Raw genomic sequence first — 26106 nt, 5'->3', positions numbered from 1 at the left:
GGCGAGGTTCACCGCCCGAGGACCAGCTCCGCCCACACCTGTTTGCCGCCGCTGACCGGCAGAGTCCCCCACGTCGCCGACACGGCCTCGACGAGGAGGATGCCCCGGCCGCCCGTGGCCTCCCAGCCGATGCTGGCCGGCCGGACCGGGCTGCGCGGGGAGGCGTCGGCGATGGCGACGCGCAGGCGGTTGTTGATGAGCGTGAGGTCCATGCGGACCCGGCCGTCGGTGTGGACGAGGGCGTTGGTGACGAGTTCGGAGACGACGAGGAGGACGGCGTCGATGTCCTCGGTGACACCCCAGGAGCGCAGGGTGCGCCGGGCGAAGCGGCGGGCGTGCCCGACCGCCTGCGGGACGCGCCACACCGTCCAGCTCTCCCGCAGCGGGCGCAGGTCCATGCCGTCGTAGCGCAGGAGGAGCAGGGCGACGTCGTCGCTGCGCGGGGCGTTGCCGAGGAGGGCGTCGGCGACGAGCCCCAGGTCGGCGGGGGCGGCTTCGGCCAGCCGGCCGGCGAGGCGGTCCATGCCCTCGTCGATGTCGGTGCCGGGCGTCTCGACGAGGCCGTCCGTGACCAGGGCGATCACGGTGCCGGGCGGCAGCCGGAGCGGGCTCATGGGGAAGTCTGCCCGGGTGATCACCCCGAGGGGCGGGCCGCCCTCGGCCTCCGCGATCTCGGTCCCGCCGTCGGGGTAGCGCAGCACCGGCGGCAGGTGCCCGGCGCGCACGCACCAGGCGGAGCCCTCCTCCAGGTCGACGTCGACGTAGGCGCAGGTGGCGAAGAGGTCGCTCTCCATGTCCATGAGCAGCCGGTTGGCGTGCGCGACCACGACATCCGGCGGGTGGCCTTCGACGGCGTAGGCGCGCAGGGCGGTGCGCATCTGGCCCATGAGGGTGGCGGCGCCGGCGCTGTGCCCCTGGACGTCGCCGATGATCAGAGCGACGTGGTTGTCGGGCAGCGGGATGACGTCGTACCAGTCGCCGCCGAGTTCGAGTCCGGCCGTGCTGGGCAGGTAGCGGGCGACGGCCACCGCGCCCGGCAGCCGGGGCAGGCGGCGCGGCAGGAGCTGGCGCTGGAGCATGCCGACGAGTTCGTGTTCGGCGTCGAAGGCCCGGGCCCGCACCAGGGCCTGTCCGGCGAGGCCGGCGCAGGCGGTGAGCAGGGCGCGCTCGTCGGTGCCGAAGTCGTGCGGGGTGTCCCAGCCGATCAGGCAGGCTCCGGCCATGCGGTTCCCGGCGGGCAGCGGCAGGACGGCGAGGCCGCCGGGGCCGACCTCGGCCAGGGAGCGTTCCAGGGGGCTGCCGGCGGGCCAGATCCCGGCCCGGCCCTCGCGCAGCGCGGCGGCGAGGGTGGGCATGGCACGCACGGGCGCGTCGGGCCACTCGCCCCGCCACTCCGTGCGCCACAGCTCGGGCCAGACCTCGGGTTCGGGCGGGTCGAGGACGGTGACGACGAGCCGGTCGCTCTCCAGCTCGGCGAGGGCGATCCGGTCGGCCCTCAGCGGCCGGCGCAGGGCGGCGACCACGGCGTTGCCGACGTCGCGGACGGTGACGGCGGTGGCCAGCGCGGTGGCCAGGCGCTGGACCCGGGCCACGTCGGTGACGTCGGAGCGCAGCGTGGAGGCGTCGGCGACGGTGCCCACGAGCCGTGCGGGGTGGCCCTCGCCGCCGGGCAGGAGACGCCCGCTCAGCCGGAGCCACTTCGGCGGCCCGGTGGGCTGGAGCACGCGGAACTCCAGCTCCCGGTCGCCGATGGACATGTGATCCGCCTCCACGACGGACATCAGCGAGGGCAGGTCCTCCGGCACGGTCATGCCGAGCAGGGTCTCGACCCGGCCGTCGAACTCCACGGGGTCCAGGCCGAACAAGTCCAGCAGCTCGTCGCCGACCCGTACGCGGCCGGTGTCCATGGCGAGGCTGAAGGCGCCCGGCGGCAGTTCACCGCCCTCGGCGAGCGCGGCCGGGGCGGTGACGGCGACCGCCTCGGAGATGAGTTCCAGGCACTTGCGGTCGTCGGTGTCGAACCCGGCGGGGCGCTCGCTCACGGCGAGCAGGCAGCCGCCGTCGTTCCCATGCACCGGCAGGGCGACCAGGTGGAAGTCCCGGGACGGCACGCGCCGCGCCTGGGCGTGCTCGGCGAGTTCGGCCGGGCCCATCGAGACCGGCCGCCCGGCGCGGTGGGCCTCGGCGACCGGGGACCGCCCGGCGCGCGGGTAGCTGTCGCGCAGCCCGTACAGCGTCCTGGGCACCCCGGCCGACTCGACGAGGCAGAGCAGTTCGCCGTCCTGACCGGGCGTGTACACGGCGACGAACGCGGCACCGGCGAAGACGAGCGCCTGCTCGAGAGCGCGGTGCACCTGTTCGGGCGACCCCTGATCGACCGCGATCGCTTTGAGGGCACCTTCGGCACGCAGCGTTCGCGTTCCGCGCTCTTGGGCGCCCTCACTGACCACGTTGGCCATTAGAGCGCTTATGAGACACCTGCGCAGCCCCTGTGACCGTTCCGTGGAGGCGGGCCGGTGCGGGCGCTCGAAAGCCACCGAACATGTCTTTACCCATGCGTTCCGCACGGTGTTCTCGTGACAGGCGTGACTGTCCGGGCCCGTCGCGTGGCTGGAAGGCTCGGTGCCCGTCACGGAGGGGGACGCATGGACAAGCGGTACGAGGTGTACGCGCTCGCCGACCGGCATTTCTACGAGACGCCGGACCGGCTGCGGGGCGGGCAGGAGGCCGCGCAGGGGGCGGCCGCGCACCTCTACGAGACGGCCCGCCGGCCGGTGCCCGAGGGCTGGGAGGCGGCGCGGATCGGCGACTGGCTGACGATGACGCCGCTCGGCCCGGACGGCGAGCCGCTCCCGGGTCCGGCGCAGGGCTGGAAGATCCACGCCTCGGCGATCCGGTCGAACGCGGAACGGATCGCCGGGATCGTGTGGGACTACTGCGTCGAGCGGCGGATCCCCTTCAAGTTCGTGCCGGGCCCGCACCTGCTGCACCTGCGCAACACCAAGTACGCGCCGCGCGACGGCAGCGGCAAGTTCGTCACCGTCTATCCGGCCGGTGAGGAGCAGCTGCACGAGGTGCTGCGCGAGCTGGGCGCGCTGCTGGAGGGGTTCGAGGGGCCGTACATCCTGACCGACCTGCGGTGGGGCGAGGGTCCGCTGTACGTCCGGTACGGCGCCTTCGCGCGCTCGTTCGTCGTGGACGACCGGGGCTCGCTGGTGCCGGCGGTGCGGGACGGCGAGGGGCGGCTGGTGCCGGACCGGCGGGCGCCGTCCTTCCAGGTGCCGGAGTGGGTGACGCTGCCGGAGTTCCTCAGGCCTCATCTGGAGGCGCGCAACAACACGACGACGGGCGACCTGCCGTACCGCATCGAGAAGGCGCTGCACTTCTCCAACGGCGGCGGTGTGTACACCGGCACGGACACGCGCGACGGGCGCAAGGTCGTGCTGAAGGAGGGCCGGCCGCACGCGGGGCTCGCCTCGGACGGCGCCGACGCGATCGCCCGGCTGGAGCGGGAGAAGCGGGCGCTGGAGCAGGTCGCGGGCACGGGTGTGGTCCCGGAGGTGCGCGACTGGTTCGAGCTCGGCGGCCACCGTTTCCTGGTGATGGACTTCCTTGAGGGCCGTCCGCTCAACTCGTTCTTCGCCGAGCGGCATCCGCTGCTCGCGCAGGACCCCGAGCCGGAGGCCGTCGCCGCGTACACGGCGTGGGCGCTGCGCATCCACCGCAGGGTGGAGGAGGCCGTGGCGGCGGTGCACGCACGCGGCATCGTCTTCAACGACCTGCACGTCTTCAACATCATGGTCGCGCCGGACGAGGAGACGGTCTTCCTCCTCGACTTCGAGGCCGCGGCCCCGCTCGGGGAGAACGGCCGCCAGGTCGTCGCCCACCCGGGCTTCTTCGCGCCGCCGGACCGCAGGGGCGCCGACGTCGACCGGTACGCCCTGGCCTGTCTGCGGCTGGCCCTGTTCCTGCCCGTGACGACGCTGTTCGTGGTCGACCGCGGCAAGGCGGCGCATCTGGCCGAGGTGATCGCCCATCAGTTCCCTGACGTGCCACGGGAGTTCCTCGACGAGGCTGTCGCGGAGATCACGCGGGAGGTGTCCGGCCGTACGGTGGCCGCTCCCTCCTCCCCGGTGGACCCCGGCGACTGGCCGTACAGCCGCGACTCGATGGTCAAGGCCATCCTCGCCTCGGCCACCCCGGAGCGCGACGACCGGCTCTTCCCGGGCGACGTCGCCCAGTTCTCCGACGGCGGCGGGCTCGGGATCGCCCACGGCGCGGCCGGGGTGCTCTACGCACTGGACGCGATCGGCGCCGAGCGGTACGAGGAGGGCGAGCGCTGGCTGCTGGCCCGGACCGCGCCGGCCCCGGTCGGCACGCCGCTCGGCCTGTACGACGGGCTCGCGGGCGTGGCCCTGGTCCTGGACCGGCTCGGGCACCGGCAGCGGGCGCTGGACCTGGTCGAGGGCATCCTCGCGGAGAGGTGGCAGAACCTCTCCTCCGACCTGCACGGCGGACTGGCCGGGCTGGGCCTCGTCCTGGGCCATCTGGCGCGCACCACCGGGGAAGCGGTGCTGCGCGAGCGGGCCGACGAGGCCGCCCGGATCCTCGTGCGACGGCTCGCCGAGCCGCTCCCGGCCACGCCCCGGCGGCGCGCCGGACTGCTGCGGGGCGCGACCGGTCCGGCGCTCCTGCTGCTGCGGCAGTACGAGTGGACCGGCCGGGCCGAATGGCTTCAGGCGGCGGCCGTGGCCCTGCGCCGGGACCTGGAGTCCTGCGTGACCCGCGAGGGCGGTGCGCTGGAGGTCGACGAGGGCTGGCGGACCCTGCCCTACCTCGGCGACGGCAGCGCGGGAATCGGCATGGTCCTCGACGACCTCGTGGCCCACGCCCCGGAAACGGCCGGGGAGTTCGGCCCGGCCTGCTCCGGCGTGCTCACCGCCGCCACCTCACGCTTCTACGCGCAGCCCGGGCTGTTCCAGGGCCGCGCCGGAATGATCCTGCACCTCGGCCGCACGACCGAGCCGGGCGCGACCGCGGACCGGCTGGCCGGGCAGATCGCCGCACTCGGCTGGTTCGCGATGGCCTACGAGGGCCAACTCGCGTTCCCCGGCCACCAGATGATGCGGCTGTCCATGGACCTCGCCACCGGAACGGCAGGGTGCCTGCTGGCGCTCGGCGCGGCCCTCGACCCGGCGACCGACGCCCACCTGCCGTTCCTCCCGCCGCCGAACCGGCGGCCCACCTGAACGCGGCTCCGCGACCCGCGGAGTCGTGACACCACCCCGTCCCCACGGATGACCACGGACGGACACCCAACGGAAGGACACACCATGGCACTTCTCGACCTCCAGACGATCGAGTCCGAGGAGCGGACGGACGGCGGCGGCGCCAGCACGGTGAGCCTGCTCTCCTGCATCAGCGCGGCGAGCGTCCTGCTCTGCCTCTGACCGGCGTCATGGCCCCGGGCGGTCTTCCCCTTCGGGGAGGGGCCGCCCGGGGTCCGTCCAATCCTGTGAAAGGCCCGTATGAGCACGCGTGGTGACGACGACCCGGCGACCGGACACGCCCGCACGCTGCTGCGCACGGCCACCCGGTACAGCGGGGCCCGCTGCGCGGCCCTGTGCCTGGTGAGCACCGCCGCCACCGGTGCCGGGCTGCTGCTGCCGGCCGCGCTGGGCCGGGCCCTCGACCTTCTGCTGGCGCATGCCCCGGCGACCCGCTGGGTGCTGTACTGCGCCGGCCTCGTGCTGATTCTCGCCCTGCTGGACGCGGCGCAGACCGTGCTGACCGGGACCGTCGACGCCCGCAGCACCGCGTGGCTGCGCCGCCGGCTGACCGGACATGTCCTGGGCATCGGCCCGCGGGCCGCCGACCGCTTCGGCTCGGGTGACCTCGTCGCGCGCCTGGTCGGCAACGCCGCCGAGGCGGGGACCACTCCGGCGGCCCGTGCGGCGCTGCTCGCCGCCCTCGCCGGTCCCCTCGGGGGTGTGGTCGCGCTCGGCCTGATCGACTGGCGGCTCGCGGCCGTCTTCCTCGCCGGGGCGCCCGTTCTGACATTCCTGCTGCGTGCCGTGGCCCGTGACACCGCTCAGAGCGCCACGCGTTACCAGCGGGCCCAGGGCCGGATCGCCGCCGCGCTGGCCGAGGCCGTCGAGGGTTTCCGCACCGTCCGGGCGGCGGGTACGGAGGGCCGGGAGACGGCCCGGGTGCTGCGGCCACTGGCCGGCCTGTCCGAGGCCGGGCACCGTATGTGGCGGGTGCAGGGACGCGCCGCAGCACAGGCGGTCGCCGTGGCACCGCTGCTCCAGCTCGGGGTCGTCGCCGTGGCCGGTGTGCTGCTCACACGGGACCTGTTGTCGGTGGGCGAGGTGCTCGCCGCCTCGCGGTACGCGGTGCTCGCGACGGGCGTCGGCGTCCTGGTCGGCCGGCTCGCGGGCCTGGCCCGGGCCCGGGCGGCGGCCCGGCGCCTCGGCGAGATCCGGGCCGAGCCCGCCACCGCGTTCGGCGAACGGCGACTGCCCGACGGGCCCGGGCGGCTGGAGCTACGCGACGTGACGGCCCGGCGGGGCGGACGCACCGTGCTCGACGGGGTGGACCTCGTCGTACCGGGCGGCACGACCCTCGCCGTGGTGGGCCGGTCGGGCGCGGGCAAGTCTTTGCTGGCCGCGCTCGCCGGGCGGCTGGCCGACCCGGACGCGGGCGAAGTGCTCCTCGACGGGGTGCCGTTGCGCGAGCTGCCGCACGACGATCTGCGGCACGCAATCGGTTACGCCTTCGCCCGTCCGGCCCTCCTCGGCGGCACGGTCGAGCAGGCGATCGGCCTCGGACTCGCATCGCCCTCCCCCGACCACGTCCGGGCGGCGGCCCGCACGGCCCTCGCGGACGACTTCGTCCGCCGCCTCCCCGACGGATACGACACGGCCGTCGCCGACGCCCCCCGCTCCGGCGGCGAGTCCCAACGGCTGGGGCTGGCCCGGGCGTTCGCACACGGCGGCCGGCTGCTGATCCTCGACGACGCGCTCTCCAGCCTGGACACGGTGACGGAACGCCACATCACCGACGCCCTCCTCGGCGACGGCCCGGGCACCACACGGCTACTGGTCGCCCACCGCAGCGCCACGGCCGCGTGCGCCGACGCGGTGGCCTGGCTGGACGAGGGGCGGGTGCGGGCGGTGGGGCGGCACGAGGAGCTGTGGCGGCTCGCGGAGTACCGGGCGGTGTTCGGGGAGGGGATGGACTCCGCGTACGCCGGGGCCGGGAGCGAGGCGGAGGCATGACGGGCATGACGGACAGCCCCGTGCGGGGCGGACTGCCTTCGCGTGGCCTGCGGTTCCTGCTGGCCCGGTGGCGGGTCCTGCTGCGGCTCACCGCCTGGTCGGTGCTGGAGACCGGGCAGACCTTCCTCATCGGGTACGGGCCCGCCCGCGCCCTGGACGACGGGTTCCTGCGAGGGCGGCCGGATGTCGGGCTGGCCTGGCTGGCGGTGGCCGGTGTCGGTGTCCTGGCCGGGGCGTACGGGACCGCACGGGTGTACGCGGCCGTCGCCGCGCTGGTCGAACCGTTCCGGGACCGGCTCGTGGAGCGGGTGGTCGCGCGCGGAGTGCGGACCGGTGACGCGGGTTCCCTGTCCGGGCTCACCCAGCAGGTGGAGATCGCGCGGGACACCTTCGCCGGGCTGGTCATGGTCTCCCGCTCCTTCGTGTTCACCGCCGCCGGTGCCCTGGCCGGGCTGTTCACGCTCGCCCCGCCGCTCCTGCTGGTCGTCGGGCCGCCCCTGGCCGCGGGGGTGGCGCTGTTCGCGGTGACACTGCGGCCGCTCGCCCGGCGGCAGCAGGCGTTCCTCGTCGCCGACGAGGCCCTCGCGGGACACCTGGGCACCATCTGCCCGGGCCTGCGGGACATCACGGCGACCGGCGCCGAGGCACACCTCGCCGCCGCCACCGGCGAACGGGTCGAGGCGGAGTTCCGGGCGGCACGCTCCCTGGCCCACTGGGGCGTACTGCGCGTGGCGTCCCTGGCGCTCGGCGGCCAGCTCCCGATCGTGCTGCTGCTCGCCACCGCCCCGTGGCTCCTGGCCCACGGTGTCACCACCGGCGCCCTGGTCGGCGCCCTCGCCTACGTCACCCAGTCCCTGCTGCCCGCCCTGCGCAACCTGATCCACGGCCTGGGCACCAGCGGCTCCCGCCTGACGGTGGTGCTGCGCAGGCTCGCCCCGGCGGGTTCCGCCGAGACCGACGGCACGGGCGGCGACGGAACGCGGTCGCGGACGGACGGGCGGCCCGCGGACACGACGAACGGGAGTGCGGGGCAACGCCGCGCGGACACGACGAACGGGAGTGCGGGACAACGCCCCGCAGACACGACGAACCCACGCGCGGAGCAACGCCCCGCAGACACGACGAACCCACGCGCGGAGCAACGCCCCCCGGACACGGCACAGCAGCACCCGGATCCCCGCCCCGCTCCCGGCACCCGCGCCGACAGGCCCCGCGGCGGACTCCCGGGAGCCGTACGGGCCCCCGACGGCACACTCCACACGCCCACCGCACCGGCATCCGACGGCACACCCCGCACCCCCACCGCATCCGACGGCACCTCCCGCACCCCTACCGCCGACGGCCGGACCACCCCCGCCGGCGATTCGCCGCCCGCCCCCTCTCCCCCAGCCCTGTCCCTCTCCTCCGTCACCTTCGCCTACGGCCCCGCCGGCACCCCCGTCGTCGAGGACCTCGACCTGACGCTCCCGGCCGGCTCACACCTGGCCGTCGTCGGTCCCAGCGGTGCCGGCAAGTCCACGCTCACCGCCCTCGTGGCGGGGCTTCTCACACCGGACCGGGGCACCATCGCCGTGGGCGGACACCCCGTGCCCGGGCCGGAGGCGGCCGCTGCCCGGGTGCTCATCCCGCAGGAGGCGTACGTCTTCGGCGGCACGCTGGCCGAGAACCTCGCGTACCTGCGCCCGGAGCCGGTGCCCGAGGAGGAACTGCTGGCCGCGGCCGGGGCGGTCGGCCTCGCCCCGCTGGCCGGCCGGCTCGGCGGCCTCGGCGCCCGGGTCGATCCGGCCGCCCTGTCGGCCGGCGAACGGCAACTGGTCGCGCTGACCCGGGCCTATCTGTCGTATGCCCCGCTCGCCCTGCTCGACGAGGCGACCTGCCATCTGGACGCCGAGGCGGAGGAGCGCGCCGAGCGGGCCTTCGCCGCGCGGCCGGGCGGGACCCTGGTGGTCGTCGCCCACCGCGTCAGCTCGGCCCGCCGCGCCGGCCGTGTGCTGGTCATGGACGGCCGGAGCGCGGCCTGCGGCGGCCACGAGGAGCTGATGCGGTCCTCGGCGCTGTACCGGGACCTCGTCGGGAGCTGGGCGCCCGCACCGTCCCGGCGGCGGTCAGAGCCAGCCCTGTCCCTGCGAGATGCGGATCGCGTCGATGCGGTTGCGGGCCCCGGTCTTGCGGGTGATGGCCGCCATGTAGTTGCGCACGGTCCCGTGGGACAGGTGCAGGCTCCCGGCGATCTCCGCGATGGAGGCTCCCTCGGCCGCGAGGGATAACACGCTCAGCTCTCTGCGGGTCAGCGGCATCTCGGCCGCCTTGAGGAAACCGAACCCCAGCGAGTCGTTGACGAAACGTTCCCCCTGGGCGACCCGGCGGATTCCGCGCAGCAGGTTCTGCGGCGAACCCTCCTTGTCGACGTAGCCGAGCGCCCCCGCCTCGGCCGCCCGTTTCAGCAGTCCGGGCCTGTTCGCGGTGGCGAGCACGAGCAGGCGCGGGCGCGTCCGGTCCGGGCCCGGCCGGCACAGCTCGCCCAGTGGCGGGATGCCGTAGGAGTCCGCGCACTCCAGGTCCGCCGCGCAGACGTCCGGCCGCGCGGACGGCAGCAGTCCGGGAGCGCCTCGCCACGACGTGTCGTGCACCACGAGATCGGACTCCCCCCGCAGCCACTCCGCCAGCACCGATCGCACCAGACACTCGTCGTGCACCAGAAGCACCCGGATCACTGCCACCCCCTCGGCTCGTCGTACGCCACCTCGTCGTGTTGAGCGCGTGCCCCATTGTTCGCGACCGTGACCCTGCGTGGGCGCGGAGAACCGGCCATCAGGGTGCGTGGGGGCGCACGTGCGGCGCCCATACACCCCACCGCGCTTCGACTTCGGCGGCATGGGTCGCGGCGGTCGGGGTACGCGGGCGCCCCCAACGGTGCCCGTGGGTCTGTGACCGACGGTAACCAGGTTCGTCCCCGTGCCGCTCGTCGTGCGCGACGGGCCGCCAGGGAGGAGATTTGTTCGTGGGCCCGGTCGCGCGGCCGTGCGAGGAGGTGGTCGGCGTGTCCGACGGACAGTCGTCCGCGCAGGCGCCGGCGGCCGCCAGGACGCCGGTCGGCCGGCCTCTGCTGTCCTTGGCGCTGGCCTCGATGATGGACGAGGTGCACGCCCACTCCGGCGCGGTCTACCTGCTGGCGCAGGACCAGCCGGTGCTGGAGATGGCGGTGATGGCGGGGCTGCCCCGGGCGTTCGCGGCGCCCTGGGAGCGGGTGGGGCTGAGCTCGCCGATCCCGGTCGCCGACGCGGCGCGCGAGCGCAGGCTGGTGTGGGTCGGCGGCGAGGAGGAGATGGCCCGCCACTATCCGCGGATCGCCGTGGTGCTGCCCTATCCGTTCGCCCTGGCGGCGGTGCCGGTGGCCACCGAGTCCACCGTGTACGGCGCGGTGTTCGTGACCTGGCCGGGCGGGCATCCGCAGGAGCTGTCCGACCGGGAGCGCGATGGCCTGACCGCGGCCTGCGGCCGGCTGGCGGTCCGGCTGGAGCGGGCCGCCGAGCACAGCATCCCGCCGCATCCCGAGACCGATCTGGTCGCCTCGCCCCTGGTGGGCGGTATGGCCGGCACGCTCGGCACGGTCGAGGCGGCCCGGATGGTGAGCCGGCTGCCCTACGGGCTGGTCTCGCTGGATCTGCATGGGCGGATCGGCTTCGTCAACGCGGCGGCGGCCGAGCTGCTGAACGTCCCGGTCAGCCGGCTGCTCGGCACGCAGCTGTGGGCGTCGGTGCCGTGGCTCAACGACCCGGTGTACGAGGACCGCTACCGGGCAGCGCTGATGAGCCAGCACACCGCCTCGTTCGTGGCGCTGCGCCCGCCCGGCGAGTGGCTGTCGTTCCGGCTGTATCCGAGCACCACGGGCCTCAGCGTCCGGATCACCAGGTCCCGGGCCGTGGCGGAGATGAACCGGGCCGCTCCGCCGCCCGACGGGACGCCGACCCGGCTGGTCACCATGTCACAGGTGCTGGACCTGGCCAGCGCGCTCACCGAGGCGGTGGGGGTGCAGGACGTGGTGCAGCTCGTCGCGGACGAGATCGCCCCGGCCGTGGGCAGCCAGGCCCTGGTCGTGCTGGGCTCGCGGGCGAACCGGCTGCGGGTGCTCGGGCACCGCGGGTACCGGGACGCGGCCGTGGTGGAACGGTTCGACGGGATGCCGCTGACCGAGCCCACTCCCGGTACACAGGTGCTGCGCACGGGCGTGCCGGCCTTCTTCGAGTCGCAGGACCAGCTTGAGCGCCTCTACCCGGCGCGGGTCGCCACGCCCGACGGGTTCGCGGCCTGGGCGTATCTGCCGCTGATCGCCCAGGGCCGGCCGGTGGGGACGTGCGTGCTCTCCTACGCCGAGCCGCACCACTTCCCGACGGAGGAGCGGGCGGTGATGACCAGCCTGGCCGGGCTGATCGCCCAGGCACTGGAGCGGGCGCTGCTCTACGACGCCAAGCACCGGCTCGCGCACGGCCTCCAGGAGGCGCTGCTGCCGCACTCCCTGCCGTCGCTGCCCGGCATCGAGGCGGCCGCCCGCTATGTGCCGGCCACGCAGGGCATGGACATCGGCGGCGACTTCTACGACCTGGTGCGCACCCAGGGGATGGCGGCGGCGGTGATCGGGGACGTGCAGGGCCACAACGTCACGGCGGCCGGGCTGATGGGGCAGGTCCGCACCGCGGTGCGCGCGTACACGGCCGTAGGCCAGGCTCCCGAGGAGGTCATGCGCAGCACCAACCGGCTGCTGCTCGACCTGGGGGCCGACCTGTTCGCCAGTTGCCTGTACCTGCGCCTGGACCCGGCGCACGGCCGGGCCGTGATGTCCCGGGCGGGTCATCCGCCACCGCTGCTGAGACGTCCGGACGGGCGGGTGCGCGTCCTCGACCTGGCAGGGGGCCCGCTGCTGGGCATCGACGCCTCCGCGGTGTACCCGACGACGGAGGTGGCCCTCGCCCCCGGCTCCCTGCTCGTCCTCTACACCGACGGGCTGGTCGAGTCCCCCGGAACCGACTTCGAGGAGGCCCTCGCGGGCCTGGGCCGCCGCCTGGCCGACGCCGGGGACCAGCCGCTGGACGAACTGGCCGACAGCCTCGTCCGCCAGGAACCCCACCGCACGGACGGGGAGGAACGGCTCGACGACATCGCCCTGTTGCTGCTCAGGGCCGTCGGATAGGGCCCGGACGTTCTCCTGCGGACCCCTCCGGCGCGCGGAAGGGCCGGCCCTCCCGCCGGAGGGCCGGCCCGGTCCACCGCCGGCCGGAACCGCATGAGCGCGGCTCGGGCCGGGGCGGCTTCTAACGCCGGTGGGCGCCGCCGACCAGGACCCGCCCGAACGCGCCTCAAGCCGCTCGGCGGCCGGGAACGCGATGGACGCCAACGGCCCGGAACCGCGGCTCGGCCCGGTCGGCGGCCGGGAACACCGGTGGGCGCCATCAGCCCGGAACTGCGGCTCAGCCCAGTCGGCGGCCGAAACGCCCGTGGGCGCCATCAGCCCGGAACCGCGGCTCAGCCCAGTCGGCGGCCGAAACGCCCGTGGGCCGGCCCGGTCCCGCCAGGAAGGGGGCGGAACCGGACCGGCGGCGTCGGACAGGCTGCCGACGTTCTCGGGTCAGCGGGACTCGGTCAGACCGGAGTCGTCCCCGACCTCCTGGCCCGTGTCCTGACCGGCGCCGGCTCCGGCGCCCGCGTCCTCGCCTCCGGCCTGCTCACCGGCACCGGCACCAGCACCGGCACCGGCACCGGCCTCTTCACCGGCACCGGCTTCCTCGCCCGCACCAGCACCGGCCTCGCCGCCGGCTCCGGCCTCCTCACCGGCGCCCGCTTCCTCACCGGCACCTGCGCCGGCGTCCTCGCCCGCACCGGCTTCCTCGCCGGCACCGGCCTCTTCACCCGCGCCGCCGGCCGCGCCGCCCGCGCCGAGGGTCGCGCCGACCGCCTCCAGGGCGGTGGTCACCGGCTGGAAGAACGTCTCGCCGCCGACCGTGCAGTCGCCGCTGCCGCCCGAGGTCAGGCCGATCGCGAGACCGTCCTGGGTGAACAGCGAGCCGCCGCTGTCGCCGGGCTCGGCACAGACGTTGGTCTGGATGAGGCCGGTGACGGTGCCCTCGGGGTAGTTCACCGTGGCGTCGAGTCCGAGGACCTGGCCGTCGGCGAGCCCGGTGGTGCTGCCCATCCGGAAGACCTCCTGGCCGACGGTCGCCTCCGCGGCCTCGGTGATCTGGACGGTCTGGTCGCCGGTGTTGACCTCGCTGGGCGCCTCGGTCGCCGGGTCGTCGTACTTCACGAGTGCGAAGTCGCCGTCGCCGGGGAAGGTCGACTGGTCGACGGTGGCGATCGGCTGGCCGCCCTGCGTGTCCGACCACTCGTTGCCGCCGAGGGTGCAGTGACCGGCCGTCAGGAAGGCCGGCGAGCCGTCGCCGGCGGTGACGTTGAAGCCGAGGGAGCAGCGCGAGCCGCCCGCGAAGATGGCGTCACCGCCCGAGACGAACGGCTTGAAGGTGCCCGCGGACTTCTTGAGGGTCGCCATGCCGGAGCCGAGGCTCTGCACGGTGGACTCCAGTCTGTCCCACTTGGCGCCGGTGACGGTGCTGTCGGCCGTCACCAGGAGCTTGTTGGTGCGCGGGTCGATCGCCCACGAGGTGCCCGCGATGGTCGCGTCCGACTTCAGGGTCTGCGCCCCGCCCTGGAGCTCCGACCAGCTGTTGTCGACCTCGCGGACCTTCGCGCCCGCCGCCTTCGCCTGCACGATCACGTTGTTGTTGTCGCCCGGTACGACGTTGACGACGAGCTGCTGGCTGTCGCTGTCGTAGTAGGAGCCGCCGAACGCCTCACCGAGGAGCCCGGAGAGCTGCGAGGCGAGATCCGAGGCGTCGCCCGCCTTCAGGGTCTTCGGCGCGGCCGCCGCGTCGTCGGACGAACCGTCCTGCGACGCGTTGGCGTTGGGGAGCAGGATCGCGGCCGCGCCGAGCGCCACCACGCTGCCCGCCGCTATCGCGGCCTTGCGCTTCGGAATTCGCTTGTGACTCAAACTTCTCTCCTCCTGGGGAACGGAGTAGGTGCCGCCGTCCGGCAGCTCTTGGGGGGCGCCTGGATGGCTGTTGGTACGCACGGGCCGTCCGGGGCGTTCAATTCCGTTTGCAAGTGATCCATTCGCATCGCGGAATCAGCCAACTCCCGCCACCCGGGCACCGACCGCGCGGTCTGCGACCGCCCTGGTCACAGCGGCACGCCGGGGAGGACGAAACGCGTCGGCGCGCGGCTGCCCCATGGCCGGATGACGGCGTTTCAGACGCGGCCCTCGTGACGGCATACCGAACGAACACGATCCGTGTCCGACCAGAAACGATCTGTTGACATCACAGAGCGGAATCCCACCTTCAGCGAATCTGCACATCGAATGCTCAACCCGGTCACCGAGTCGAGGGTTACCCGCGCGCCGACCGCGTCGGTCATGCCTTTGGGGCGGGAGTGCCGGATTCGCCGTTCCGCGATGTAAGGGGCTGGATGGGCCGATGCGGTGCCGCATGTGAAGAAGTCGCCACGAAGGCGTGCCCACACCTGCACGCTTCGGTGCCGCTGGGGCGCAAGTTGCCTGGTGGGACGGGTGGTTGATTGGAAGCCCGCGCCCGCAGCGTGCTTTGATCCATCGCACCGCGGGGGCCGCTCAGGACACTCGGAAACGGGAGTCCGGCACTCGCGGTCGCGGCCGTCATCTGTCCCCAGAGGGGGCCGCTCCCCCCTTGTGAGATATCCATACGGAAGGAAGTTCCATCATGAACTCCACCCCCCAGGTTGAGACCGTCGAGATCGCCGACGCCGAGCTCGACGCCGTCTCCGGCGGCCTGTCCGTGAACGCCGTGAACACCGTCACCGACACGGTCGACGGCATCGCCCCGGTTTCCGGCCTGGTCAACACGGCCGTCGGCACCGTCGAGGGCGCCACCGGCCTGAACACGGCCCCGGTCACCAACCTGGTCGCCGGTCTCTGATCGAGCCCCAGTGCCGTTGACTCCCGGAGCCGCAGCCGGCGGTTCCGGGATCTTCGGGTGCCGTAACCACGTCCGCTACGGCTGTAAGTACCTCTTCTACGGGTGAGGGAAGTTCCTTGCAGTTCCGCCAACAGGCCCTCGCCAAGCTCCAGTCACCAGAAGAACTCGACCTTCCGGTGCGTTTCGCCCGCCCGCAGGGCTGGCTTGTGCTCTCGGTGACGGTGGTCGCGATGGCGGCCGCCTCGGCATGGGCGGTGACCGGCTCGGTGACCTCCACCGTCAGCGCACCCGCCATCCTCACGCACGGGCAGGGCAGTTACCTCCTCCAGAGCCCGGTGGCGGGCCAGGTCACCGCGGTGCTCGCGAAGCAGGGTGAGCGGTTGCCCGCCGACTCCCCCGTGCTCAAAGTCCGTACACCCAAGGGCGAAACCGTCGTCCGCACCCTCGACGCGGGCCGTGTCTCCGCGCTCGCCGCGACCGTCGGGCAGATCATCCAGACCGGCGCGAACGTCGCCGCCGTCGAGAAGGTCGCCCGCACCACGGACGCGTTGTACGCGACGGTCTACGTCCCCGCCGAGAACGCCGCCTCGGTCCCCGACGACGCCGCCGTCGACCTGACCGTGCAGTCGGTGCCGACCCAGGAGTACGGCGTGCTGCGCGGCCATGTGAAGTCGGTGGACCGCTCGGCCCAGTCCCCGCAGCAGATCGCCGCGTTCCTCGGGGACAGCCAGCTCGGCGAGCAGTTCACGAAGAAGGGCAGGCCGGTGGCCGTGACGGTCCGGCTGGACAAGTCGTCCGCCACGAAGAGCGGTTACAAGTGGTCCTCCGCGGACGGGCCGCCGTTCAAGCTGAACTCCATGACACTGGCCTCGGGGTCGATCCGGCTGGCCGACCAGCGTCCCGTCGACTGGCTGCTGCCGTGACCGCGACCGCACCGGACACCCGGGGCCGGCGCCGCGCCGCCCCGCCCAAGCGCAAGGTGCCCAAGGCCGGGGCGAAGACCGTCCGCACGCCCACCGTGCTCCAGATGGAGGCCGTGGAGTGCGGCGCCGCCTCCCTCGCGATGGTGCTCGGCCACTACGGCAAGCACGTCCCGCTGGAGGAGCTGCGCATCGCCTGCGGCGTCTCCCGCGACGGCTCGCGCGCCAGCAACCTCCTCAAGGCCGCCCGCAGTTACGGCCTGACGGCCAAGGGCATGCAGATGGACCTGGCCGCCCTCGCCGAGGTGAAGTCGCCGGCCATCCTGTTCTGGGAGTTCAACCACTACGTCGTCTATGACGGCATGGGCCGCCGCTTCGGCCGCCGTGGGGTCTACATCAACGACCCGGGCAAGGGCCGCCGGTTTGTCCCCATGGAGGACTTCGACGGCAGCTTCACCGGTGTGGTGCTGGTCATGGAGCCCGGCGAGGACTTCACCCGGGGCGGCCGCAAGCCCGGCGTCCTGGGCGCGATGCCCGCCCGGCTGCGCGGTACCGCGGGCACGATGCCCGCCGCCGTCCTGGCGAGTCTGCTGCTGGTGGGGGTCGGCGCGGCCGTGCCCGCGCTCAGCCGCACCTACATCGACGAGTTCCTGATCGGGAACCAGACCTCGCTGCTGCCGACGCTGTTCACGGCGATGGCGGCGTGCGTCCTGCTCACCGTCGTTCTCACCTGGCTCCAGCAGGCCAACCTGCTGCACGGCCGGATCATCTCCTCGACCCTCTCCAGCGCTCGCTTCCTGCGCCATCTGCTGCGGCTGCCGGTCACGTTCTTCTCCCAGCGCAGCCCGGCCGACCTGGTGCAGCGGCTCCAGTCCAACGACGCGGTCGCCGAGACGCTGTCGCGCGACCTCGCGGCGGCGGGCGTGGACGCGGTCGTCGTCGTCCTGTACGCGGTGCTGCTGTACACCTACGACCCGCAGCTCACGTTCGTCGGCATCGGCGTGGCGCTGCTGAACGTCGTGGCCATGCGGGTCGTCATCCGCCTGCGGGCCACGCGCACGGCGAAGCTGCGCGCCGACACGGCGCGGCTGACCAACACCGCCTACACCGGTCTTCAGCTGATCGAGACGATGAAGGCGACCGGCGGCGAGGACGGCTACTTCCGCAAGTGGGCCGGCCAGCACGCCACCACGCTGGAGGAGCAGCAGCGGCTCGGCGTGCCGAGCGCCTGGCTGGGCGTGGTCGCGCCGACGCTGGCCACCCTCAACAGCGCGCTGATCCTCTGGATCGGCGGCATGCGGGCGGTCGAGGGTCACATCTCGGTCGGTCTGCTGGTCGCCTTCCAGGCCCTGGTCACCCGGTTCACCGCCCCGCTGACCCGGCTCAACGGCGTCGCGGGCCGCATCCAGGACTTCGCGGCCGACGTGGCGCGGCTGAAGGACGTGGAGAACTTCAAGGCCGATCCGCTCTACGGCCGCCCCGAGTCCGGCGAGTCGACGCGCCGCCTCCAGGGCCACGTCGAGCTGGAGAACATCACCTTCGGCTACAGCCCGCTCGACAAGCCCCTGCTCACCGGCTTCGACCTGACGGTCGGTCCCGGGCAGCAGGTCGCGCTGGTCGGCGGGTCAGGCAGCGGCAAGTCCACGGTGTCCAGGCTGATCTCCGGCCTGTACGCGCCGTGGGAGGGCGTGATCCGCATCGACGGACAGCGCATCGAGGACATCCCGCGCGGGGCGCTGGCCGCCTCCGTCTCCTTCGTCGACCAGGACGTGTTCCTCTTCGAGGGCACGGTCCGCGACAACGTGGCGCTGTGGGACCCGTCGATCCCGGACGAGGCGGTGGAGGACGCGCTGCGGGACGCCGCCCTGCTCGACGTGATCACACGGCGTCCGGGCGGCATCCGCAGCAAGGTCGAGCAGGACGGGCGCAACTTCTCCGGCGGGCAGCGCCAGCGCCTGGAGATCGCGCGGGCGCTGGTGCGCCGGCCGAGCATCCTGGTCCTCGACGAGGTGACGAGCGCGCTGGACGCGGAGACCGAGCTGGTCGTGATGGACAACCTGCGCAGGCGCGGCTGTGCCTGTGTGGTGATCGCGCACCGGCTCAGCACGGTCCGCGACAGCGACGAGATCGTCGTCCTCCAGCACGGCACGATCGTGGAGCGGGGACGGCACGAGGACCTGGTGGCGCGCGGCGGAGCGTACGCGGCACTGGTCAGGGAGCGGTGAGATGACGGCCGTTCAGGGACACGAGGGTGACCTCGTCCTCAACGCGTTCGGGCAGATGGGCTCGCGCATCGACTGCGCCGGGTTCAACCGCCTCGATCTGGAGGGCCCGCAGGTGCTGTGGCTGGTCGCGTCGGGTGCCGTCGACCTGTTCGCGGTGGACGCCGGCCAGCAGGGCCACTGGCACCACCTGGGCCGCCTGGAGGCGGGCTCGCTGGTGCTCGGGCCCGTGGCGGGGCCCCAGCACACCCTGGTGGCCCGCCCGCTGCGGGACTGCGTGGTGCACCGCATCGGCCTGCGCGAGCTGTACCAGCCCGCCAACACCGCGACCTGGTCGTACGACGAGTACGGCAACCCGCAGTACGTGCCGCCGACGACGAGCCCGCTGGAGTACGCCCTCGCCCTGGGGGTGGGCCGCAGCCTGTCCATCCTCTTCCAGGCGCCGATGGCGACCGAGCGGGCCGCCGCGCCCACGGACGACGACGTGTTCTGGATGCAGGTGCCGCCCGGCAGCGTCCAGTACGGCTCGCTGTACGGCGCGGAGGCCGCGGCCGACCTGCTGATGGACCCGGCGCTGTGGCAGTCCATGGTCGACCAGCAGTACCGGCTGCTCACCACGCTGGACCGCTGGATCGAACAGCTGGAGCGCACCCACGAGTCGCGCACGGCCGAGGGCATCAAGGCCGGTGAGGCGGTGCGCGCCCAGGCCGACCAGACGCTGCTCGCGTCGATCGGCAAGCGGTCGTCGAAGCGGACCACCGCGGCCGACGCCGACGCCACGTACGCGGCGTGCAAGCTCGCCGCGCAGGCGGCCGGGATCAGCCTCACCGAGCCCACCCAGAAGGGCACCGGCGGCGACCGCCTCGACCCGGTCGAGCAGGTCGCCCTGGCTTCCCGCGTCCGCACCCGGTCCGTGCGCCTGGACGGCCGCTGGTGGCGGGACGACGTCGGGCCGCTGGTCGGCCACCGGGCCCTGTCCGGCGCGCCGGTGGCGCTGCTGTGGCGGCGCGGCGGATATGTCGCCGTCCATCCGTCGACCGGGCGTGAGACACCGATCGAGAAGGCGAACGCCGACGAGTTCGAGCCGCGCGCGGTGATGTTCTACCGCCCGCTGCCCGAGCGGCGGCTCAGCCCGCTCAGGCTGCTGCGGTTCTGCATGCAGGGCACGCGCCGCGACCTGACGGGGCTGCTGCTCAGCGGACTGGTGACGGTGGCGATCGGCGCGCTGGTGCCCATCGCGACCGGCAAGGTGCTCGGCGAGTTCGTGCCGAAGGCGCAGACGGACCTGATCGTGCAGGTGTGCCTGGCGGTGATGCTCAGCAGCGTGGTGGCGGCGGCCTTCATGCTGTTGCAGAACCTGACCATCCTGCGGCTGGAGGGCCGGGTCGAGGCCACGCTCCAGCCGGCCGTGTGGGACCGGCTGCTCAGGCTGCCGACGAGGTTCTTCACCGAGCGCTCCACCGGCGAACTGGCCAGCGCGGCCATGGGCATCAGCTCGATCCGCAGACTGCTGGCGGGAGTCGGTCCGACGGTCGCCCAGTCGGTGACGGTCGGGGCGATGAACCTGGGGCTGCTGCTGTGGTTCAGCGTGCCGATGGCGATGGCCGCGGTCGGCATGCTCGTCGTCATCGCGGCCGTGTTCCTGGGGCTCGGGCTGTGGCAGGTGCGGTGGCAGCGGCGGCTGGTTGTGCTGTCCAACAAGCTGAACAACCAGGCCTTCCAGACGTTGCGCGGTCTGCCCAAGCTGCGGGTGGCCGCCGCCGAGAACTACGCGTACGCCGCGTGGGCGTCCCAGTTCGCGCGCAGTCGTGAGCTCCAGCAGAAGGTCGGCCGCATCAAGAACCTCACGTCGGTGCTGGGCGCGGTGTATCTGCCGCTGTGCACGCTGCTGATGTTCATGCTGCTGGCGGGCCCGGCCCGGGGCTCGATGTCGGCGGCCGCGTTCCTCACCTTCAACACCTCGGTGACGATGGTGCTGACCTCGGTGACCCAGCTGACGAACGCGTTCGTCTCGGCCGTGGCCGCGCTGCCGCTGTTCGAGGAGATCAAGCCGGTGCTGGACGCGACGCCGGAGGTGCGCACGGCGAGCACGCGTCCGGGCCCGCTCTCCGGGGCGCTCGAGGCGCGGCGGCTGTCCTTCCGCTACTCCGACGACGGTCCGCTGGTCCTGGACGACGTGTCGTTCGAGGTGCGGCCGGGCGAGTTCGTCGCGGTCGTCGGCCCCAGCGGCTGCGGCAAGTCGACGCTGCTGCGCCTGCTGATCGGCTTCGACCGCCCGGTGTCGGGCAGCGTCCTCTACGACGGTCAGGATCTGGCCGCGCTCGACCAGTCGGCGGTGCGCCGCCAGTGCGGTGTGGTGCTCCAGCACGCCCAGCCGTTCACCGGCTCGATCCTGGACGTCATCTGCGGCACCGAGCCGTACACGCCGGAGGAGGCGATGGCGGCGGCCGAGATGGCCGGGCTCGCCGAGGACATCAAGCGGATGCCGATGGGCCTGCACACGATCGTCTCGGGCAGCGGCGCCGTCTCCGGCGGCCAGCGCCAGCGGCTGATGATCGCCCAGGCGTTGATCCGCCGGCCGCGCATCCTCTTCTTCGACGAGGCGACCAGCGCCCTCGACAACGAGACCCAGCGCACGGTCATCGAGAGCACCAAGGCCCTCAACGCCACCCGGATCGTCATCGCCCACCGGCTGTCGACCGTGCTGGACGCCGACCGGGTCGTGGTGATGGAGGACGGCAAGGTCGTCCAGCAGGGCCCGCCCGCCCAGCTGCTCGCCGACACGAACGGCCGGCTGCACGAGCTGGTGCGGCGCCAGATGGCGTGAGGATCCGCGGTCTGCCGGGTGGCGTGTCTTCGCCGTACTCCGGGGACCGGATCGTTGGGCTCTGTCAGAAGTGGGTACCCACGGCCCATGCGAATGAGCGTGGTGGACGTGGGATCGAACACGGTCAGACTGGTGGTCGCGGACGCGGACGACGGCGTACCGCTTCCGGTGCACACCGCCAAGTGGCGGCTCAGGCTGTCCGAGCAGGTCACACCAGGGGGACCCATCCCGGAGCAGGCCGTCGAACAGCTGGTGCACGCGGTCGCCGAGGCGAGCCGGACCGCCACCCGGTGGGGTGCGGCCGGCCCGCTGGCGTTCGCGACCGCCGTGGTGCGCGGCGCGCCGAACCGGCACGAGGTGCTGCACACGGTCCGGACCCGTACGGGTGTGGACCTGTGCACCCTGCCGGGCGAGGTCGAGGCGGAACTGACGTTCCTCGGGGCCCGGCGCTGGATGGGCTGGCGGTCGGGGCCGCTCGCGCTGCTCGACATCGGTGGCGGCTCGCTCGAAGTCGCCTTCGGGCGCGGCCGGTTGCCCGACTTCGTGGCGTCGTTGCCGCTGGGCGCGGGGCGGCTCACCCACGAGTTCTTCAAGGACGAGGACCCGCCGTCGCCGGAGCGGGTGCGGGCGTTGCGCCGCAAGGTCCGCCACCAGCTGCGGGACGTCGCGGCGCGGATCCGCTGGGAGGGCCCGCGCACCGCGGTCGCCACCTCCCGCACCTTCCAGCAGCTGGGACGGCTGTGCGGTACGGCACCCGGACGCCACGGCCCGTTCGTGGACCGGCAGTTGCACCGCGCGGCGCTGCGGGAGGCGATCCCGCGGCTGGCCGCCCTGCCCGCCGCCGAACGCGCGCTGCTGCCCGGCATCTCCGCGCCGCGGGCGGCGCAGAGCCTGGCCGGAGCGGTGGTCGCGCACACCGCGATGAAACTGACCGGCATCAGGTCCGTCACGGTCTGCCCCTGGGCGATCCGCGAGGGCGTGCTGCTGCGGCACATCGAGGACGGCCCCGCCTGGTGGGCGGAGGTCACCCGCCGCAACGAGGAGGCGGCCCCGCCCGACCCGGTGCCGCTGCGCATCGCCACCGCCTCCAGCTGAGCACCGGCGGACCGGACGGACGCACCGAACGCAGGAAGGAGACCCCCGTGTCCCAGGACAAGAATCACGACAGCTCCGACAACAAGCCCGAGACGGCGCTGGAGGAGGTCCTGCGCGAGATCGAGGACGCCGAGAACCGCACGCAGGACTCCACCGAGCAGCGCCGCCACCGGGGCGAGGCCGGAGAGGCCATCACCCCCAACACAGGCGCCCAGGAGGAGTCCCACGGGGACTGAAATGGGGGAGGTCAGGGGGGCCGGGCCCACGCCCGGCCCCCCTCCATGACGTGCCGGTGCCTTTCCACGCCGGTGGCTTTCCACGCCGGTGCTACGCGGGTAGGTGACCCCGGGCGCCGGGCGGGTACCCGGTGCGCATGGAGCACCACCGTGAAGAACCAGGACTGCCACCCCCGCGCGGCCCGCTGAGCGGGGGCGTCGAGGCATACCTGCGGGGAGCGGGCCGGCTGCCCCGCCTCGAGGACGTCGCCCGTGCCGAGGTGTACGGAGAGGATCTCCAGCTGGCGCTCTACCTGTGCTACGAGCTGCACTACCGCGGGTTCGCGGGGGTGCCCACCGACCGCGAGTGGGACCCCGGCCTGCTGCGCGTCCGGGCGGCCCTGGAGCACCGCTTCCTGTCCGCCCTGCGTGCCGACGCACCGGTCCACGACAGCGTGGACGAGGCGCTGGCGGACCTCCTGGTCGAGCCCGTCGACGGCGCGGGGGTCACCCACTTCCTGCGTGACGAGGGCGAGCTGTGGCACCTGCGCGAGTACGCGGCGCAGCGCTCCCTGTACCACCTCAAGGAGGCGGACCCGCACGCCTGGGTGCTGCCGCGGCTGTGGGGCCGGGCGAAGGCGGCGATGGCGGCGGTGGAGTTCGACGAGTGGGGCGGCGGCCGGGCCGACCGTGTGCACGCCCGGCTGTTCGCCGACCTGATGACGGACCTGGGCCTGGACACCACGTACGGCCGCTACCTCGACGCGGCGTGTGCCGAGGCCCTGGTCACGGTGAACCTCATGTCCCTCTTCGGCCTGCACCGGGCCCTCAGGGGCGCCCTGGTCGGCCACTTCGCGACGGTCGAGATCACCTCGTCACCGGGATCGCGGCGACTCGCCGAGGCGATGCGCCGCACCGGCGCCGGGCCGGCGGCCGAGCACTTCTACGACGAGCACGTCGAGGCCGACGCGGTCCACGAGCAGGTGGTGCGCCACGACGTCATCGGCGGCCTGCTGGAGGATGAGCCGCACCTGGCCCCGGACGTCGCGTTCGGGATCGACGCCACCGAGTTCGTCGAGGACCGCTTCGCCGCCCGGCTGCTCGCCGACTGGCGCGCGTCGCGTTCGTCACTGCATGCCCCACTTGCCCTGGAAGCGGCCCATATCTCCTGATTGCCCGGGTACCCGAGCACCGTGAACCCACTGGTACCCCCGGGCGTGTACGCCCCACAGGAAGACACCGAGTTGCTGGCCGGCGCTCTGTTCGACGAGCCGTTGCCGCCCGGCGCGGAGGTCCTGGACGTCGGCACCGGCACCGGCGCGCTGGCCTTGGAGGCCGCGCGCCAGGGTTTCCGTGTGACCGCCGTGGACGTGTCGCGGAGGGCGGTGTGGGCCGCGCGGCTGAACGCCGTACGAGCGCGGCTGCCGGTCCGCATCCGGCACGGGAACCTCTTCGATCCGGTGCGCGGCGAGTCGTTCGACCTGATCCTGGCCAACCCTCCGTACGTGCCGGCGCCGGACGGCGCCCGACGGCCGCGGGGCGCGGCCCGCGCCTGGGACGCGGGTGACGACGGACGGCTGGTCGTGGACCGGATCTGCCGGGAGGCGCCTGAGCTGCTGCGTCCGGGCGGGGTGCTGCTGCTGGTGCAGTCCGCGCTGAGCGGCCCGGACCTGACCGTCGGGCAGCTGCGTTCGTCCGGCCTGAAGGCCGCGGTGACGTGCCGGCGGCGGATCGCGTTCGGCCCGGTGCTGCGCGGCCGGGAACGCTGGCTGCGGGAGCGGGGGCTGCTGCCCCCCGCCGAGGACAAGGAAGAGCTGGTGGTCGTCCGTGCCGAACTCCCCGTCTGACCGGTCCGCGGCGCCGCGCCGCGTCACGGTCCAGCGCAAGGGCCCACTGCTGGTGGAGGGCCCGGTGGAGGTGGAGCTGGAGGACGGTTCCGTCGTCACCTCGAACCGCTTCCGCGTGGCCCTGTGCACGTGCCGCCGCAGCCGCCGCTACCCGTGGTGCGACACGAGCCACCGCGACCGGGCCTGAGCCCGGTCGCGGTGGGCGGCAAGCCCAGGGGCCGGCGGGCGGCCCCACTCCGCCCACCGGCCCCCTTGTACGAGATCGCAGGTCCCCGCGACAGCGGCCCGGCTCCCCAGCCTCGAGCCGCTGTGTCTCACGGGAACGGCGCGATCCCGGTCTCTCAGAACGCGAAGACGCCGGAACCGTAGGCGTTCTTCACGCACTCGTTGGAGAAGGTGCGCTCGTAGGAGACGCGCTGCCCCTGCCAGACACCGTCGACGGTGACGACCACCGGGTCGTACTGCTTGGTGCACATCACGCCGTCCGTGGCGGTCAGGGCGTGGATGTCGCCGCCGACACCACGCAGTTCCGCGCAGGCCGAGGCGGCGACCGGGTGCGTGCCGGAGGGCCTCGGGGCACAGGTCAGGGTGACCGCGCGTTCCGGAGTCGCTGCGGCCGCGCTCTCACCGTGGCCCACCGTGAGAACGAGGGCCGACGGGGCGTAGAGCGCGGTGGGGGCCTGACCCGGACTGGCGAGCGCGGCCCCGGACAGGGGTCCGCAGACGGCGGTGGCCGTCAGGCCGAGGGTCATGGCCCAGCGCGCGGTGTTCCGCATTGTGTGCATCCTTCCGCTCGATTACAGGGTGTGCCGGCCCGTGCTCGATCGGTGCCCGGGGCGGCGACCGCGAGTCTGCCGAGTCCGCCCCCGAAACACACATCGACCCCACCGGTTTCAGTAACCTTGCGTGTTGAATCAGTGGCGTGAAGTTACGGAACGCGCCCGTGTGAAGCCCGTAACCGCGCGGGCTCCGGGATCACGAAGCGGCCAGATGGCCGATTTCCGCGGGTTCGTTAATAGGCCTGAAACATTCCGATTCCGCTCTCGGCCGACTGCTTCGCGACCCCTTGTGTTCATGCTCAGGCGGAGTAATCGTCATTACATGATTACGACAGAGCAGCGAGAGAAACTGCGCGGCTGGTTCGCCGGCCGCCTTCCCGACGACCTCTTCGAGGAACTGACCGAGATCACGGTCGACCGCGAGGAGATCACCGTGATCGGCCGCATCCCCCAACCCCGGCTGGCCGAGGACGCCCCGGCCGCCGAGCGGGAGGCGGCCCTGGAGAGCCGGGTGCAGGACTTCCGGGAACGCACGCGTGAGGACCGGATGGCCGTGGCCCGGGAGGCCGAGCACCGGTTCCGCCGGAAGGTGTCCTGGGGTGTGGAGTGCGGCGGACGGCGGACGCTCTTCACGCACGTGGCCGCGCCCGTGATGACACGGCTGCGCCAGCCGGAGCGCCAGGTCCTCGACACCCTGATCGCCGGCGGCGTCGCCCGCAGCCGCAGCGACGCGCTGGCCTGGTGCGTGCGCCTGGTCCAGCGTCACACCGACGACTGGCTCGCGGAGTTGCGTGACTCCCTCGAACACGTGCAGCGGGTCCGGGCCCAGGGGCCGGACGCCGAGCCGGATCGAGCGGATCACACCGAGCACACGGATGACGAGGAGTGACCATAGAGTGGAGGATTGGTCCACTCACA

Annotated in this window: 18 protein-coding genes and 1 pseudogene; 15 read left to right on the top strand and 4 right to left on the bottom strand. The window is 73.4% G+C overall.

Annotated features, from left to right (window positions below; genetic code table 11):
• Positions 1 to 8: 8 nt before the first annotated feature.
• Complete coding sequence (locus CP976_RS39245; RefSeq protein ID WP_150484612.1) at positions 9 to 2459, bottom strand: SpoIIE family protein phosphatase; 2451 nt, start codon at positions 2457 to 2459, stop codon at positions 9 to 11.
• A gap of 186 nt (positions 2460 to 2645) precedes the next feature.
• On the opposite strand from CP976_RS39245, the gene lanKC reads away from it, so the two are divergent.
• From lanKC to CP976_RS44545, 4 genes are all read left to right on the top strand, one after another.
• Entirely contained in the window at positions 2646 to 5249 is a 2604-nt protein-coding gene (lanKC, locus tag CP976_RS39240; protein ID WP_150484611.1) for a class III lanthionine synthetase LanKC, read from the top strand.
• Between the two features lie 84 nt (positions 5250 to 5333).
• Entirely contained in the window at positions 5334 to 5450 is a 117-nt protein-coding gene (locus CP976_RS39235) for a SapB/AmfS family lanthipeptide (RefSeq protein ID WP_010040504.1), read from the top strand.
• 78 nt (positions 5451 to 5528) lie between these two features.
• Complete coding sequence (locus tag CP976_RS39230) at positions 5529 to 7280, top strand: ABC transporter ATP-binding protein (protein ID WP_150484610.1); 1752 nt, start codon at positions 5529 to 5531, stop codon at positions 7278 to 7280.
• 5 nt (positions 7281 to 7285) lie between these two features.
• On the top strand, positions 7286 to 9547 hold the full coding sequence (locus CP976_RS44545) for an ATP-binding cassette domain-containing protein (RefSeq protein ID WP_308430091.1): 2262 nt from the start codon (positions 7286 to 7288) through the stop codon (positions 9545 to 9547).
• Here CP976_RS44545 and CP976_RS39220 read toward each other — a convergent pair.
• A pseudogene (locus tag CP976_RS39220) lies at positions 9470 to 10156 on the bottom strand (LuxR C-terminal-related transcriptional regulator); the annotation flags it as partial. The gene CP976_RS44545 and the pseudogene CP976_RS39220 sit on opposite strands and share 78 nt — an antisense overlap.
• A gap of 155 nt (positions 10157 to 10311) precedes the next feature.
• Here CP976_RS39220 and CP976_RS39215 point away from each other — a divergent pair.
• Positions 10312 to 12468, top strand: coding sequence for a SpoIIE family protein phosphatase (locus tag CP976_RS39215; protein WP_167537598.1), 2157 nt, complete (start codon positions 10312 to 10314; stop codon positions 12466 to 12468).
• A 435-nt stretch (positions 12469 to 12903) separates the two neighbouring features.
• Here the strand turns inward: CP976_RS39215 and CP976_RS39210 are convergent, their stop codons facing one another.
• Positions 12904 to 14322: a S1 family peptidase gene (locus CP976_RS39210; RefSeq protein ID WP_150484607.1), complete on the bottom strand. Its 1419-nt coding sequence runs from the start codon at positions 14320 to 14322 to the stop codon at positions 12904 to 12906.
• A gap of 745 nt (positions 14323 to 15067) precedes the next feature.
• Between CP976_RS39210 and CP976_RS39205 the strand changes: the two genes are divergently transcribed.
• From CP976_RS39205 to CP976_RS39165, 9 genes are all read left to right on the top strand, one after another.
• Entirely contained in the window at positions 15068 to 15283 is a 216-nt protein-coding gene (locus CP976_RS39205) for a type A2 lantipeptide (RefSeq protein ID WP_086851420.1), read from the top strand.
• Positions 15284 to 15399: 116 nt separating this feature from the next.
• On the top strand, positions 15400 to 16206 hold the full coding sequence (locus CP976_RS39200) for a biotin/lipoyl-containing protein (protein ID WP_086851423.1): 807 nt from the start codon (positions 15400 to 15402) through the stop codon (positions 16204 to 16206).
• Positions 16203 to 18428: an NHLP family bacteriocin export ABC transporter peptidase/permease/ATPase subunit gene (locus tag CP976_RS39195; RefSeq protein WP_190147031.1), complete on the top strand. Its 2226-nt coding sequence runs from the start codon at positions 16203 to 16205 to the stop codon at positions 18426 to 18428. Before CP976_RS39200 ends, CP976_RS39195 begins: the two co-directional genes overlap by 4 nt.
• Before the next feature lies 1 nt (position 18429).
• Positions 18430 to 21252, top strand: a complete 2823-nt coding sequence (locus CP976_RS39190) for an NHLP bacteriocin export ABC transporter permease/ATPase subunit (protein WP_150484606.1) — start codon at positions 18430 to 18432, stop codon at positions 21250 to 21252.
• An 87-nt stretch (positions 21253 to 21339) separates the two neighbouring features.
• Complete coding sequence (locus CP976_RS39185) at positions 21340 to 22347, top strand: Ppx/GppA family phosphatase (RefSeq protein ID WP_150484605.1); 1008 nt, start codon at positions 21340 to 21342, stop codon at positions 22345 to 22347.
• Between the two features lie 47 nt (positions 22348 to 22394).
• Positions 22395 to 22583, top strand: a complete 189-nt coding sequence (locus tag CP976_RS39180) for a hypothetical protein (protein ID WP_150484604.1) — start codon at positions 22395 to 22397, stop codon at positions 22581 to 22583.
• A gap of 137 nt (positions 22584 to 22720) precedes the next feature.
• The gene (locus tag CP976_RS39175) at positions 22721 to 23734 is read left to right on the top strand and encodes an iron-containing redox enzyme family protein (RefSeq protein ID WP_150484603.1); all 1014 of its coding nucleotides are present in this window, start codon (positions 22721 to 22723) and stop codon (positions 23732 to 23734) included.
• A 21-nt stretch (positions 23735 to 23755) separates the two neighbouring features.
• Positions 23756 to 24409, top strand: coding sequence for a HemK2/MTQ2 family protein methyltransferase (locus CP976_RS39170; RefSeq protein ID WP_229876388.1), 654 nt, complete (start codon positions 23756 to 23758; stop codon positions 24407 to 24409).
• Positions 24390 to 24596 (top strand): CDGSH iron-sulfur domain-containing protein, encoded by a 207-nt coding sequence (locus CP976_RS39165; RefSeq protein WP_150484601.1) that lies wholly within the window; start codon positions 24390 to 24392, stop codon positions 24594 to 24596. The genes CP976_RS39170 and CP976_RS39165 overlap by 20 nt, the downstream gene beginning before the upstream one ends.
• 154 nt (positions 24597 to 24750) lie before the next feature.
• Here the strand turns inward: CP976_RS39165 and CP976_RS39160 are convergent, their stop codons facing one another.
• Positions 24751 to 25185, bottom strand: coding sequence for a protease inhibitor (locus CP976_RS39160; RefSeq protein WP_150484600.1), 435 nt, complete (start codon positions 25183 to 25185; stop codon positions 24751 to 24753).
• A 325-nt stretch (positions 25186 to 25510) separates the two neighbouring features.
• On the opposite strand from CP976_RS39160, the gene CP976_RS39155 reads away from it, so the two are divergent.
• On the top strand, positions 25511 to 26077 hold the full coding sequence (locus CP976_RS39155; RefSeq protein ID WP_150484599.1) for a hypothetical protein: 567 nt from the start codon (positions 25511 to 25513) through the stop codon (positions 26075 to 26077).
• Positions 26078 to 26106 lie beyond the last annotated feature (29 nt).

Source organism: Streptomyces coeruleorubidus, from assembly GCF_008705135.1.
Lineage (GTDB): Bacteria > Actinomycetota > Actinomycetes > Streptomycetales > Streptomycetaceae > Streptomyces > Streptomyces coeruleofuscus.
The sequence above is the reverse complement of the archived record's forward strand: the minus strand, read 5'-3'. Positions and strand labels throughout refer to the sequence as shown.

Excerpts from the sequence above, each read along its gene's own strand:
- CP976_RS39245 (WP_150484612.1), bottom strand. The coding sequence starts at position 2,459 with ATGGCCAACGTGGTCAGTGAGGGCGCCCAAGAGCGCGGAACGCGAACG.
- lanKC (WP_150484611.1), top strand. The coding sequence starts at position 2,646 with ATGGACAAGCGGTACGAGGTGTACGCGCTCGCCGACCGGCATTTCTAC.
- CP976_RS39235 (WP_010040504.1), top strand. The coding sequence starts at position 5,334 with ATGGCACTTCTCGACCTCCAGACGATCGAGTCCGAGGAGCGGACGGAC.
- CP976_RS39230 (WP_150484610.1), top strand. The coding sequence starts at position 5,529 with ATGAGCACGCGTGGTGACGACGACCCGGCGACCGGACACGCCCGCACG.
- CP976_RS44545 (WP_308430091.1), top strand. The coding sequence starts at position 7,286 with ATGACGGACAGCCCCGTGCGGGGCGGACTGCCTTCGCGTGGCCTGCGG.
- CP976_RS39205 (WP_086851420.1), top strand. The coding sequence starts at position 15,068 with ATGAACTCCACCCCCCAGGTTGAGACCGTCGAGATCGCCGACGCCGAG.
- CP976_RS39190 (WP_150484606.1), top strand. The coding sequence starts at position 18,430 with ATGACGGCCGTTCAGGGACACGAGGGTGACCTCGTCCTCAACGCGTTC.
- CP976_RS39185 (WP_150484605.1), top strand. The coding sequence starts at position 21,340 with ATGCGAATGAGCGTGGTGGACGTGGGATCGAACACGGTCAGACTGGTG.
- CP976_RS39175 (WP_150484603.1), top strand. The coding sequence starts at position 22,721 with ATGGAGCACCACCGTGAAGAACCAGGACTGCCACCCCCGCGCGGCCCG.
- CP976_RS39160 (WP_150484600.1), bottom strand. The coding sequence starts at position 25,185 with ATGCGGAACACCGCGCGCTGGGCCATGACCCTCGGCCTGACGGCCACC.
- CP976_RS39155 (WP_150484599.1), top strand. The coding sequence starts at position 25,511 with ATGATTACGACAGAGCAGCGAGAGAAACTGCGCGGCTGGTTCGCCGGC.